We start from the raw sequence: 12,022 nt of genomic DNA on the forward strand, positions 1-12,022 counted from the left end.
CGATGAAGCAGCAAGGGGCAGGGGTGCGCACGACCGTGCGTGCCCTGGGGCTGGCAATTGCATTGGCATTGCCGGGTGCGCTGATGGCGGCCGAGCCGGCCACCGCGACAGCGGCTGACGTTGCCTCCGCGCCAGGCATGAGCATGGTCACCTTCAACCTGCATCATGACCGCGAAGACTGGCCGAGCCGGCGCCGCACGATCCTGGCCGAGCTCAAGCGCCTGCAGCCGGATGCGGTTGCCCTGCAGGAGGTGATCCAGCGCCGCAACGTGCGCAACCAGGCGCAGTGGCTGGCAAGCCAGCTCGGCTACAAGTACGTGTTCGTGTCCACCGATCCGGTGGGCGCGCCCAAGCGCTATGGCAATGCACTGCTGACCCGGCGACCGATCCTTGCCCACGGCGATCATCTGCTGCAGCCGTTGGACGACTACCGCACGGTTGCTCACCTGCGCATCGACGTCGACGGCACGCCAGTGAACGTCTACGCCACGCATCTCAACGAGCGCAGTGACGAGAGCGGGCAACGCATCCGCCGCAGCCAGGTCGAGGACCTGCTGCGCTTCATCGCTGCGACGTCGGCTGGTGCTCCGGTGGTGATCGCCGGCGACTTCAATGCACTGGTGGATGCCGGCGACCTGAGCGAGCTGCGCAGCCACTACGGCGACAGCTACGGCAGCGTGCACGTGAACACCGACCTTGCCGGGGTCAGTACGCTCAATCGCCACTACTACCAGGCGCCCTCCCGGATCGACCACATCTTCTTCCAGCAGGACGAGATGGTTGCGCGCGAGGCGAAGATCCTGTTCGACCAGCCCGACGACAGCGGTCGCTGGGCCTCGGACCATTACGGCGTGTGGACCCGCCTGCAGTTCGCGCCGAAACCCTGAGCAAACCTGCTTCGGTAGGTGCCAACCTTGATTGGCACGGACGTATCCGCGTGCGTTGAATCAACGCCGCCGACCAAGGTCGGCAACCACCACGGCACGGCACAAACAGAAACGGCGGGGATCATCGATCCCCGCCGTTTCGTTTCAGGCGATCAAAGATTGATCAGTTCGCCGGCGGCGTGCGCTTGGCGGCCTCTTCATCTTCTTCGTCGGCCTTGGCTTCGGCCGCCTGGGCGGCAGCGTCGGTGTGGCCGTCGGCGACCGGGTCGATCGACGGCGTCACCACCGCTTCGGCGACCGGGGCGGCGGCTTCGACCGGCGCGGCTTCCACCGCCACCGGCGCGACCGGCTGTTCGGCGACCACGACGGGCTCGGCGACCGGCTTGGCTTCAACCACCGGAGCAGCCTCAACGATCTCCGGCTTGGCTTCTACCACCGGAGCGGTTTCGGTAACGGCCGGCTTGGCTTCAGCCACCGGTACAACCTCGACTGCCGCCGGCTTGGCCTCGATCACCGGAGCGACTTCCGCAGCCGGGGCTGCTTCAACCGCGACCGGCTTTGCTTCGACCGCCGGAGCAGCAGCGGCCACCGGCTGCGCCGGGGTTGCTGCGTCGATGGCATCGAGCATGCTGGTCTGCACCGGCGAGGACACCGGCTCTGCCTTGGCTGCGGTTTCGATCGGCGCCGGCACTTCGGCGGTGATCGGTGCGGCAGCCTCGACCACGGCGCTGCTCACCACCGCGACCGGCGCGGCGACAACAGCGGCGGCAGCGCGGGCCGGCTTCTCGGCTTCGACAGCGACCGGTTCGGCTTCGTCATCGAAATCGAACTCCGGCTGCGAACGGGTCGGCTGTGCGGCGGCGGCCGGCGCAGTGCCGGCAGGGTTGTCGATGTTCGGCTCAGCGCCATCGGCGTCATCACCGTCATCACCATCGTCCTGGTCATCACTCAGGGAATCGCTGCCGGCGGCGTTCTCGGCGCCACCGCGACGACGACGACGGCCACCACGACGGCCACGGCGACGGCGGGTCGCGCCTTCGCCTGCCTGCTCGCCATTGGGGTCGGTTGCAGCCTCTTCACCGGCAACCGCAATCACCTCGGCCTCGCTGGCAGCGTTGGCAGCGGTCTCGACCGGTGCTGCGGCGTCCACCGGAGCGGCGGCCAGCGGCACAACCGGCGCAACCGGGGCAGTGGCTTCCTGCGCGGTCACCACATTGGCGGCGACGGCGGTGGCGGCCACGGCTGCTGCCGCGGTCACGGCTTCGGCCGGTGCATCGGCGGCGTTGCGCTGCGGCTTCTCGGCCGGCTTGTCACCGTCCTGCTGCTGCGGACGCGGCTGCTTGGGCTGCTTCAGCTTCGGCTGCTGCTGGTTCTGGCCCTGCTGCTCGTTGCGCGACTTGTTCTGCTGCTGCGGCTGCTGCTGGCCATCCTTCTGCTTGGCCTGCTGCGGCTGCTGCTGGGCATTGCCGTTGTTGCCGTTGCGGCCGTCCTTGTTGCGCTGCTCAGCACGGTCCTTGCGGTTGCCGCCATCCTTCTGCTGCTGCGCGTTGCCGTTTCCACCGTTGCCACGGTTTTCGTCGCGACGGTCCTTGCGGTCCTTGTTGCGATCCTTGTTGCGGTCCTTGCGGCCGCCGTCCTGCTGCTGGCGGGCGGCGGGAGCCGCGGCTGCCGGTGCCGGGGCCGGTTCGCCACCGAACACGCGCTTGAGCCAACCGATCACGCCACCGCTCGGTGCCGCTGCCACCGGCGCTGCGGCGACCGGGGCAGGCGCCGCCTTGGCCGGTTCTGCTTCCTCGCGCACCGGGGCCGGGGAGGTGTGCTTGACCTGGGTCACGGCCGGCGGCGGGATATTCAGCTGGCCCTTGGTCAGGGCGTGCACCGGCAGCTTGCGCGGGGTGCCGCGCTGGTAGCTGGGCTTGCTGCTTTCTTCACCCAGCTCGTTCTCGCGCAGGCGGGTGACGGTGTAGTGCGGGGTGTGCAGCTGCTCGTCGGCGACGATCACGATCGGCGCTTCGTGGCGCTGTTCGATCTCGCGCAGGGCGCTGCGCTTCTCGTTCAGCAGGTAATTGGCGATCTCCACCGGGGCCTGCACCAGCACCTGCCCGGTGTTCTCCTTCATTGCATGCTCTTCGGCAACGCGGATGATCGACAGCGACAGCGACTCGACGCTGCGCATGCGGCCGTGGCCGTCACAACGCGGGCAGACGATCTGGCTGGACTCGCCCAGGCTCGGGCGCAGGCGCTGGCGGCTCATTTCCAGCAGGCCGAAGCGCGAGATGCGGCCGACCTGGACCCGCGCGCGGTCGTACTTCAGCGCGTTGGCCAGGCGGTTCTCGACCTCACGCTGGTGCTTGTTGGAGGCCATGTCGATGAAGTCGATCACCACCAGGCCGCCCAGGTCACGCAGGCGCAGCTGGCGGGCCACTTCCTCGGCCGCTTCCAGGTTGGTCTGGAAGGCGGTGTCCTCGATGTCGCTGCCCTTGGTGGCGCGCGAGGAGTTCACGTCGACGGCGGTCAGCGCTTCGGTCTGGTCGACCACGATCGAGCCGCCCGACGGCAGGCGCACGTTGCGCTCGTAGGCGCCTTCGATCTGCGATTCGATCTGGAAGCGGTTGAACAGCGGGATGTCGTCCTTGTAGTGCTTGAGCTTGCGCAGGGTCTGCGGCATCACCTGCTGCATGAACTCGCGGGCGTGCTCGTACATCTCCTCGGTGTCCACCAGGATCTCGCCGATGTCGGCACGCAGGTAGTCACGCAGGGCGCGCACGATCAGGCGCGATTCCTGGTAGATCAGGAACGGGGCCGGCTTGCTCAGCGCGGCCTCGGCGATGGCGCGCCAGACGTTGAGCAGGTAGTCCAGATCCCACTGCAGCTCTTCCGCATCGCGGCCGACGCCGGCGGTACGGATGATCACGCCCATGTCATCAGGGATATTGAGCTTGTCCAGGGCGTCCTTCAGGGCGGCACGGTCTTCGCCTTCGATGCGACGGGACACGCCGCCAGCGCTGGGCGAGTTCGGCATCAGCACCATGTAGCGGCCGGCCAGCGAGATGAACGTGGTCAGGGCAGCGCCCTTGTTGCCACGCTCTTCCTTGTCGACTTGGACGACGATCTCCTGGCCTTCCTTCAGCAGCTCGCGGATGCCGGCCTTGTTGTGGTCGACGCCGGCCTGGAAGTAGTCGCGGGAGATTTCCTTCAGCGGCAGGAAGCCATGGCGGCCACCACCGTATTCGACGAAGGCCGCTTCCAGCGAGGGCTCGATACGGAAGATCCGGCCCTTGTAGATGTTGGACTTCTTCTGTTCCTTCGACGGCTGTTCGATGTCGATGTCATACAACGACTGGCCATCCACGATGGCAACACGCAGCTCTTCAGCCTGCGTGGCGTTGATCAGCATTCGCTTCATTGTTGCGTTCCTCGCAAGCGGCTACCGCGCGGAACGCCATGGGGTTTCGCCTCTGGACACGGTTCGCCGCCCATTCGCGCAAGCGCGGGGAGGGCGGCTTGGGTTTCCAGCGCTACGACACCACGGCAGGCCGCGGGAGCGCTTCACTCTTATGGGTTTTGGGGTGTTACAGGCCGCAGGCAGCTGTCAGCCAGGCTGGAGCGCCACGCGGGACATGTTCAGCACGGTTGCGTGTCAGGCATCCGGCGATGGCCGGGAAGGCCGGTGAGCCGCTAACATGGCCGCCCCGCGGGCGGTGGTCGCGCACTGTGCCGGATTCGTCGGAAGCTGGGCTTCTGGCCCTGAGTAACTTCCAACGAAATCAATCCCTTATCTCGCCCCCCGAGTGTAACAGAATAAACAGCCTGATGACCGCCCAAGACCCGACCAAACCCGCTGGCGACAAGCCTTCCGTGCGCATGATCACCGTTCCCGCCGACCGCGCCGGCCAGCGCCTGGACAACTTCCTGCTTGGCCAGCTGAAGGGCGCCCCGCGCAGCCTGGTCTACAAGCTGGTGCGCAGCGGCCAGGTACGGGTGAATGGCGGCCGTGCCAAGGCCGAACGCAAGCTGGAGGCGGGTGACGAGGTGCGTGTGCCGCCGGTCCGTCTCAGCGAAGAGGGAGACAAGGCCGGTCCTCCGGAGGCGTTCATGCGCCGCCTGGAGCAGGCCATCGTCTTCGAGGACGCCCGCCTGCTGGCCCTGAACAAGCCCACCGGGGTGGCCAGCCACGGTGGCAGCGGCATCAGCTTCGGCGCCATCGAGACCCTGCGCGCGCTGCGCCCGGGGCAGACCCTGGAACTGGTCCACCGGCTGGACCGCGACACCTCGGGCCTGCTGATCGTGGCCAAGAAGCGCTCGGCGCTGAGCGAACTGCAGGCCCTGCTGCGTGAAGACCACGGTGCCGGCATCCGCAAGCGCTACCTGACCCTGCTGGCCGGGCGCATGCCCGACGGCGTGATGACGGTCGATGCGCCGCTGCATGTCGGCCTGCGCCAGGGTGGCGAGCGCCATGTGCAGGTCAACGCGATCGGCAAGGAATCGATCAGCCACTTCCGGGTGCTGGAGCGCCGCGGCGGCCATTCCTACTGCGAAGTGCGCATCGAGACCGGCCGGACCCACCAGATCCGCGTGCATGCCCAGCACCTGGGGCATCCCGTGGCCGGTGACGACAAGTACGGCGATCCTGCTGTCAACAAGCGGCTTCGTGAGCAGATCGGGCTGAAGCGACTGTTCCTGCACGCGGCCTCGCTGGAGTTCGCACTGGACGACGGCAAGAGCCCGTATGTGCTGAATGCGCCGCTGGCGGATGAGCTGGTCGAGGCGCTGGACCGGCTGAAATAACCCCTTCGGGGCCGACTGGCCAACCGGCGCAGCCCCTCGCGGCTGGCGTCCAACGTGGGATTCCGGTTTTGGTCGGTTCGGATGGGTTGGCGGGGGACGCCGTGAACCCACCTCGCTCGGCCCAACCCCGGAATCTCGCTCCGCCAGCCGCGAGGGGGCTCAGCCCGTTGGCCGGGAACCCCTCACCACTTGAACAGCACCAGGCTGATCGCCAGCGTGCCCATGCCGGCCACCAGCCCGTACACGGTTTCGTGGCCCTTGGCGTAGCGCTTGGCCGCAGGCAGCAGTTCGTCCAGCGCCAGGAACACCATCACGCCGGCGATCAGTCCGAACACCCAGCCAAACGTGGCGTGCGACAGCGATCCTGACAGCAGCCAGTAGCCCAGCGCCGCGCCCACCGGCTCGGCCAGGCCGGACAGCAGGCTGGCACTGAACGCATGGAACTTGTTCTGGGTGGCGAAGTACACCGGCACCGCGATTGCGATGCCCTCGGGAATATTGTGGATGGCGATGGCGAAGGCCAGCGGCATGCCCACCGACGGGCTTTCCAGCGTAGCGAAGAAGGTCGCCAACCCTTCCGGGAAATTGTGCGCGGTGATCGCGATCGAGGTCAGCAGCGCGACGCGCTTCAGGTACTCGCGGCTGTTCTCGCGGAATGCGGGATCCTGCTTGTCCAGGCTGTCATGCGGGTTGGGAATGAAGTGGTCGATCAGCACGATGACGATCACGCCCAGCAGGAAGGCCAGGGTGCCGTAGGTGAAGCCGGTGCGCTCGCCATAGGCCAGTGCGAACGAGGCAATGGACTTGTTGAGGATTTCCGACAGCGAGACGTAGACCATCGCGCCGCCAGCGAAGGCCAGGCCGAAGGCCAGCAGGCGCGGGTTGGGGCGGCGCGAGAACAGCACCAACAGGCTGCCGATCGCGGTGGCAAGGCCGGCCGCGAGGGTGACCGCCAGCGCGATCCAGATGTTTTCGGGGGGAATCTGCAGCATCTACCGACGCGGTCCTGGTCAACAGACAACCGCCCCGGTCAGGGCCGGGGCGGCGAGGGCGAGGCGGGCGTCGGCGGGCCTCGTCGGGGTACGGGCGATCAGCCGCCGCGACGCAGGCGTTCTTCGATGGCGAAGCACTGGTCCGGCTTCGGCTGCGGCGGGTTGAAGCTGACCGGCACCTGGATGGTGGCCGGCACCGGCTGGCCGTTGCGGGTGGCGGCATTGAACTGCCAGCCCTGAACGGCGGTCTTGGCCAGTTCATCCAGCTGCGGGTTGCCGGCGCCGGTGAGCAGCGCAACCTCGCTCGGCTTGCCGTCGGTGCCGATGGTCACCTTGAAGGTGCTGGTGCCGCCCACGCCCATGCAGGCCAGTTCAAGCGGGTACTGCGGCGGCGGCGTCTTCACCGCTGCGACTTCGGTCGGCGCGGGCGGTGGTGGTGCCGGCGGCTCGGACGCGCCACAGCCGGCCAGGCCGGTCGCAGCGATCAGGGACAGGCTCAGCAAACGTACGTTCATGGCAGTTGCTCCGTCAGGGCCGAAGTCTTTGCAGCGCAGATGAAGTCGTTCTCGCTCAGGCCGCCCACGTCGTGGGTGGAAAAGCGCACGACCGCTCGGTCGTAATGCACGCCCAGGTCCGGATGGTGGTCCTCGTGGTGGGCAATCCAGGCCAGCGCGTTCACGAAGGCCATGGTGGCGTAGTAATCCTTGAAGCGGAAGGTGCGCGTCAGGGCCTGCCCGCCCTCGCTCAGCTCCCAGCCGGGAATCTGCGGCAGCAGTTCGGCCAGGCGGGCCTCGCCCAGCTTGTGGTCGCTGCCCTTGCGCGGCACGCAACGGGCCTGGGCCAGCGGAATCAGGTCGGCCATGGGAATCTCCACCTCGTGTTGACTGAACAATGCGCCGGACGGTGTATAAACCGTATGAGCGGCTGACGCTTACTTGGCTAGAATAGCCTGATGATCCAGATCTCCGACACTGCCCAGACCCATTTCCGCAAGCTGATCGAACGCGAGGGCGTGCCCGGCATGGGCGTGCGCCTCAGCGCGGTCGATCCCGGTACTCCGCGCGCTGACGCCCGGCTGGAGTTCGCCGAGCCGGCCGATCTGCTTGGCGACGAGTGGGCGGTGGACTGCGATGGCTTCACTCTCTACGTCGACGCGAGCAGTGTCGGCTGGCTCGACGGTGCCGAGATCGATATCGTCGCCGGCAGCGCCGGTACCCAGCAGCTGACCATCAAGGCGCCGCGCATCAAGGGTGAAGCACCCGGCGATGCCGCCTCGCTGGTCGAGCGCGTGCACTGGGTTGTGGAGAATGAAATCAATCCGCAGCTGGCCTCGCATGGCGGCAAGGTGGCCGTGCAGGAAGTCTCGGCCGAAGGCGTGGTGCTGCTTCGCTTCGGTGGTGGCTGCCAGGGCTGCGGCATGGCCGACGTGACCCTCAAGCAGGGCATTGAAAAGACCCTGATGGGCCGCGTGCCGGGCGTGACCGCCGTCCGCGACGCGACCGACCACGACAGTGGCCACGCGCCGTATATCCCTCGCGGCAACGCCGCCTGATCGCTGACGCGTGCCTCTGACCCGGGCCGAGCAATTCATCGACCTGCTGCTGGCCCGCCAGCAGCCCAGGGCCGTCCTCGAGAAGACCACGCGCCTGCCGTATGGCTGGGCGCTGTGGCTGCGCTCGCTGGGTCCGTTGCCGCGGCCGCTGCACGCCAGCGAGTTGATCGCGGTGCTGTTGCCGCGCCCGCTGCCGGGGCCTCCGGGGCAGCTGCCCCGGTTGTCGCCGTGGCAGGCGGTGCGTCGTCTGTTCTGGCAGGACTGGGATGCCGCGCCGCGCGACCAGCGCTGGATGCGCTGGATCTCGGCATTGGCCAGTGCGCTGCTGCATCTGCTGTTCTTCATGCTGCTGCTATGGGTAGCAGTGATCCGCACCACGGCACCGGAAGAAGAAGGCGCCGAAGGCCAGCGCGTGCAGGTGGAGTTCGTCGGTCGCGCCACCCAGGAAGGCGGCGGCGATCAGCCAGGTGCCGAAGCGGCGGCGGCTGCACCGCCGGGGCAGGTTGCAGCTGGCCAGGACGCAGGGGCCGCAACGGCGCCTGAGCCGCGCCCGGCGTCCGCGTCGGCAGCGGCGTCTGCATCCGCTCCGGCGGTGACGGCTAGCGTGCCACCGCCACCCGCCGAATCCGAGCCGGCGCCCGTCGCGGCACCGCCACCGTCACCGGTGCAGGCCACTGAAGTAGCCGAGGCCAGTACGGATTTCGTGGTGCCACCGGTCAGCGTGCCGCGCACGGAGGTCAGCATCGTGCCGCGCGACACCACGCCGACGGTGCGCGAGCGCAGCGTGCAGCCGGTGCAGGCGCCACCCACCCCGGCTCCGGTACGCACGCCTGAAGTCGCGGTGCGTGCGCCGTCGTTGCGTGACATCCAGGTACAGGAGCGCGAAGTCAGTACGGTCGATGCACCGGCGGTATCGCAACCGCTGCGCACGGCCGATGTGCAGGTCCGTGTGCCGCAGCGCGACGTGCAGGTGCGCGAGCGCGAAGTGCAGGCCGTGGTCGATCCGCAGGTGCGGATGGCTGCTGTGGCCGGGCGCGAGCCGACCGTGCGTGCGCCTGCCGGCCGTGACGTGCAGGTACGCGAGCGAGAAGTTGCGTCGGCACCCGCGGCGGCGCCCTCAACGTCCAGCGGCAGCGCGCCAGCGGCAACGGCGGCGTCTGCGGCCGGCACTGCAAGCCAGGCCAGCAGCAGCACGCCACGGTCGTCCGCCTCCAGCACGACACCGGCCCAGGCCGGCGCGCGTCCGGCTCCCAACCCGGGCAACTGGGCCACGCCTGCCAAGGGCGACGACTGGGGCGCGTCGAGCCGCAACCACGACGGCGCCAGCAGGGGTGCAAGCCAGGCCAGTGTGGCCGGCAAGGGCAATGGCCTGTTCAATGCCGATGGCAGCGTGCGCGTGCCGGGGCAGCAGGGTGACGGTCACGCCGAGCGTGGCGCCCCCGGCGGCGCCAATGATGGCTGGAGCAAGGAGCGCATCGCGCAGTCCGGCACCTGGTTGAAGCGGCCACCGTACGATTACACGCCGACCTCGTTCGACAAGTACTGGGTGCCGCAGGAATCACTGCTGGCCGAATGGGTGCGCAAGGGCATCAAGTCGATGGAGATTCCGTTGCCGGGCACCGGTACGAAGATCTCCTGTGTAATCTCGATCCTGCAGGCGGGTGGAGGCTGTGGCCTTACCAATCCGAACATGCAGGACCAGCCGGCCGTGGCACGGCCGCCGCCGGACATTCCCTTCAAGAAAGAGCTGCAGGAAGACAACGGCAGCCGCTAGCGGCTGCCGTTGTCCACGCATGTTCCCTATCCCCGCGCCGTTGGCGCGCCCCCTTGAACAACAAGGCGGCTTTTCGCTGGACCCACCGCGGGATGTGGCGGTCGTGCTGGCGTGCTTTGGTGGGTGCCAACCTTGGTTGGCGCAGAAGCGCCGACCAAGGTCGGCCTCTACCAGGGCGTTGCGCTTACGCGCTCTGCGACAGGAACACCCAGAACGGCACATCGCGGCCGACCCAGTCACGGCTGGCCTCATCCATCACATCCAGCAGGGTGTCGAAGTCCTTCTGGGTGGCGGCACGCAGTGCATCCACGTCGGCCAGGAACAGCGCGTAGCCGTTGGCCGGCAGCCATTGCAGGTCGCGCAGGTTGTCCGACAGCGCATCCCAGTTGCCGCCGAAGCCCGCCGGGAAATCCAGCTGCGCCGCCAGCCGTGCCAGCAGGGTGCGCTTGTCGGCCACGCCTTCCAGATCGATGCGGATCACCTTCAGGCCGGCGTCGCGCATCGCGGCGGCCAATGCGCTGATGTCGTCGCTGTCGATGGCGTAGACGCCAGCGTTGTTGATGTCATGCAGGCCGAGGCCGAAATCGTCATGGCTCATCACTGCGCTCCCTGGGCCGGTACGGTGAAGCTGCGGAATGATTCGTAGTGGTCGTCGGTGTAGTACCACGCCTCCGCCGGATCACCGCCGGTGACGATGCGGCGCGTGCCACGGGTGCGTGCGCCGGGGGTGTCCACGGTGTATTCGCGGTAGTAACCGCGCGGGCGCTGCGGCAGCTGTTGTTCGCGGTTGCCGAAGGTACTGCCGTCCTGGCGGTGCGGGAACGGCCCGCCGCGCTGGATCAGGGCGATGGTCTGCCGGGCTTCGGCGGGCAGGAAGGCGGGCAGGCCACTGTCATTGCCTGCGCCGGCAGCGGCCGGCGCACGCGCGGCGGGTGTGCCCTGCAGTTCCGGTGCGAACTGTGGCGCCGGAGGGCGCTGCATGAAATGGTTGACGACCAGGCCGAGCAGCAGCAGGGCGATGGCGGTGATCAGCAGCCGGGGGTTGCGCATGGGCAGGGGCGGGCAGGGGTGGTGGCAGGCACTGTAGCGCTCCTGCGCTGCACGGTGCATGAGGAGCGCGGTGCGTCACCGGTGCGTAACAATTGCCGTCGTGCTCACTGGCAGGACGCAATTTCCTTTACATCCCCCTTGGTAATCTGGCGGTCTGTCCCCATCATTCACCGCGCAACGCCCGACACCGTCGGGTGCCCTCGCAATCAGGAGATGCATCATGGCCTACACCCTGCCCAAGCTGTCCTACGCCTACGACGCGCTGGAACCGCATATCGATGCGGCGACGATGGAAATCCATCACACCAAGCATCACCAGACCTACATCAACAACGTCAACGCGGCGCTGGAAGGCACCGAGTACGCTGACCTGCCGGTCGAAGAACTGGTGAAGAAGCTCAAGTCGCTGCCGGAGAACCTGCAGGGCCCGGTGCGCAACAATGGTGGCGGCCATGCCAACCACTCGCTGTTCTGGACCGTGATGGCGCCGAACGCGGGCGGCAACCCGGTGGGTGACGTGGCCAAGGCCATCGACAAGGACCTGGGCGGTTTCGACAAGTTCAAGGACGCCTTCACCAAGGCCGCGCTGACCCGTTTCGGCAGTGGCTGGGCATGGCTGAGCGTGACCCCGGACAAGAAGGTCGTGGTCGAGAGCACCGGCAACCAGGACAGCCCGCTGATGGAGGGCAACACGCCGATCCTGGGCCTGGACGTGTGGGAACACGCGTACTACCTGAAGTACCAGAACCGCCGTCCGGAATACATCGGCGCGTTCTTCAACGTCATCGACTGGAACGAAGTCGAGCGCCGTTACCAGGAAGCGATCGCCTGATTGCCGTAATGGGATGAAGCGAAGAGGCCGGGGGAAACCCCGGCCTTTTTTGTTTCCCGGATTCTGGACGTCGGGTAGGACCTGGTGGGTGCCGACCTTGGTCGGCACGGAGGCACCTGCGCGCGCGGCAGGGATGTTCCGACCAAG

At 67.6% G+C, this 12,022-nt stretch carries 11 protein-coding genes; 5 read left to right on the forward strand and 6 right to left on the reverse strand.

Annotated elements, in window-relative coordinates:
* The first annotated feature begins 2 nt into the window (after positions 1 to 2).
* The gene (locus tag ACZK0Z_RS07725) at positions 3 to 887 is read left to right on the forward strand and encodes an endonuclease/exonuclease/phosphatase family protein (protein WP_049430603.1); all 885 of its coding nucleotides are present in this window, start codon (positions 3 to 5) and stop codon (positions 885 to 887) included.
* A 163-nt stretch (positions 888 to 1,050) separates the two neighbouring features.
* Here the strand turns inward: ACZK0Z_RS07725 and ACZK0Z_RS07730 are convergent, their stop codons facing one another.
* On the reverse strand, positions 1,051 to 4,293 hold the full coding sequence (locus ACZK0Z_RS07730) for an Rne/Rng family ribonuclease (RefSeq protein WP_197632423.1): 3,243 nt from the start codon (positions 4,291 to 4,293) through the stop codon (positions 1,051 to 1,053).
* 407 nt (positions 4,294 to 4,700) lie between these two features.
* Here ACZK0Z_RS07730 and ACZK0Z_RS07735 point away from each other — a divergent pair, with 407 nt between their 5' ends.
* The gene (locus ACZK0Z_RS07735; RefSeq protein ID WP_029550681.1) at positions 4,701 to 5,675 is read left to right on the forward strand and encodes an RluA family pseudouridine synthase; all 975 of its coding nucleotides are present in this window, start codon (positions 4,701 to 4,703) and stop codon (positions 5,673 to 5,675) included.
* Positions 5,676 to 5,857: 182 nt separating this feature from the next.
* Here the strand turns inward: ACZK0Z_RS07735 and zupT are convergent, their stop codons facing one another.
* The 3 genes from zupT to ACZK0Z_RS07750 form a co-directional block, all read right to left on the reverse strand.
* Complete coding sequence (gene zupT, locus ACZK0Z_RS07740; protein WP_197632424.1) at positions 5,858 to 6,667, reverse strand: zinc transporter ZupT; 810 nt, start codon at positions 6,665 to 6,667, stop codon at positions 5,858 to 5,860.
* A gap of 98 nt (positions 6,668 to 6,765) precedes the next feature.
* Positions 6,766 to 7,182 (reverse strand): energy transducer TonB, encoded by a 417-nt coding sequence (locus ACZK0Z_RS07745; protein ID WP_049429105.1) that lies wholly within the window; start codon positions 7,180 to 7,182, stop codon positions 6,766 to 6,768.
* On the reverse strand, positions 7,179 to 7,529 hold the full coding sequence (locus ACZK0Z_RS07750) for a 4a-hydroxytetrahydrobiopterin dehydratase (RefSeq protein ID WP_049429106.1): 351 nt from the start codon (positions 7,527 to 7,529) through the stop codon (positions 7,179 to 7,181). Before ACZK0Z_RS07750 ends, ACZK0Z_RS07745 begins: the two co-directional genes overlap by 4 nt.
* A gap of 90 nt (positions 7,530 to 7,619) precedes the next feature.
* On the opposite strand from ACZK0Z_RS07750, the gene ACZK0Z_RS07755 reads away from it, so the two are divergent.
* Complete coding sequence (locus ACZK0Z_RS07755) at positions 7,620 to 8,219, forward strand: NfuA family Fe-S biogenesis protein (RefSeq protein WP_049429107.1); 600 nt, start codon at positions 7,620 to 7,622, stop codon at positions 8,217 to 8,219.
* 10 nt (positions 8,220 to 8,229) lie between these two features.
* The gene (locus ACZK0Z_RS07760) at positions 8,230 to 9,993 is read left to right on the forward strand and encodes a hypothetical protein (RefSeq protein WP_197632425.1); all 1,764 of its coding nucleotides are present in this window, start codon (positions 8,230 to 8,232) and stop codon (positions 9,991 to 9,993) included.
* A 184-nt stretch (positions 9,994 to 10,177) separates the two neighbouring features.
* Here ACZK0Z_RS07760 and ACZK0Z_RS07765 read toward each other — a convergent pair whose 3' ends face one another.
* Together ACZK0Z_RS07765 and ACZK0Z_RS07770 are read right to left on the reverse strand one after the other, a co-directional pair.
* Positions 10,178 to 10,591: a barstar family protein gene (locus ACZK0Z_RS07765; RefSeq protein ID WP_049429109.1), complete on the reverse strand. Its 414-nt coding sequence runs from the start codon at positions 10,589 to 10,591 to the stop codon at positions 10,178 to 10,180.
* Complete coding sequence (locus ACZK0Z_RS07770; protein ID WP_049429119.1) at positions 10,591 to 11,043, reverse strand: guanyl-specific ribonuclease; 453 nt, start codon at positions 11,041 to 11,043, stop codon at positions 10,591 to 10,593. The genes ACZK0Z_RS07765 and ACZK0Z_RS07770 overlap by 1 nt, the downstream gene beginning before the upstream one ends.
* Before the next feature lie 220 nt (positions 11,044 to 11,263).
* On the opposite strand from ACZK0Z_RS07770, the gene ACZK0Z_RS07775 reads away from it, so the two are divergent.
* Positions 11,264 to 11,875 carry a superoxide dismutase gene (locus ACZK0Z_RS07775; protein WP_005410310.1) on the forward strand — a complete coding sequence of 204 codons (612 nt, stop codon included), beginning with the start codon at positions 11,264 to 11,266 and terminating at the stop codon, positions 11,873 to 11,875.
* The last annotated feature ends 147 nt before the right edge of the window (positions 11,876 to 12,022 follow it).

Source organism: Stenotrophomonas sp. 116085_Sma, assembly GCF_056479585.1.

Excerpts from the sequence above, each read along its gene's own strand:
- ACZK0Z_RS07725 (WP_049430603.1), top strand. The coding sequence starts at position 3 with ATGAAGCAGCAAGGGGCAGGGGTGCGCACGACCGTGCGTGCCCTGGGG.
- ACZK0Z_RS07730 (WP_197632423.1), bottom strand. The coding sequence starts at position 4,293 with ATGAAGCGAATGCTGATCAACGCCACGCAGGCTGAAGAGCTGCGTGTT.
- ACZK0Z_RS07735 (WP_029550681.1), top strand. The coding sequence starts at position 4,701 with ATGACCGCCCAAGACCCGACCAAACCCGCTGGCGACAAGCCTTCCGTG.
- zupT (WP_197632424.1), bottom strand. The coding sequence starts at position 6,667 with ATGCTGCAGATTCCCCCCGAAAACATCTGGATCGCGCTGGCGGTCACC.
- ACZK0Z_RS07745 (WP_049429105.1), bottom strand. The coding sequence starts at position 7,182 with ATGAACGTACGTTTGCTGAGCCTGTCCCTGATCGCTGCGACCGGCCTG.
- ACZK0Z_RS07750 (WP_049429106.1), bottom strand. The coding sequence starts at position 7,529 with ATGGCCGACCTGATTCCGCTGGCCCAGGCCCGTTGCGTGCCGCGCAAG.
- ACZK0Z_RS07755 (WP_049429107.1), top strand. The coding sequence starts at position 7,620 with ATGATCCAGATCTCCGACACTGCCCAGACCCATTTCCGCAAGCTGATC.
- ACZK0Z_RS07765 (WP_049429109.1), bottom strand. The coding sequence starts at position 10,591 with ATGAGCCATGACGATTTCGGCCTCGGCCTGCATGACATCAACAACGCT.
- ACZK0Z_RS07770 (WP_049429119.1), bottom strand. The coding sequence starts at position 11,043 with ATGCGCAACCCCCGGCTGCTGATCACCGCCATCGCCCTGCTGCTGCTC.
- ACZK0Z_RS07775 (WP_005410310.1), top strand. The coding sequence starts at position 11,264 with ATGGCCTACACCCTGCCCAAGCTGTCCTACGCCTACGACGCGCTGGAA.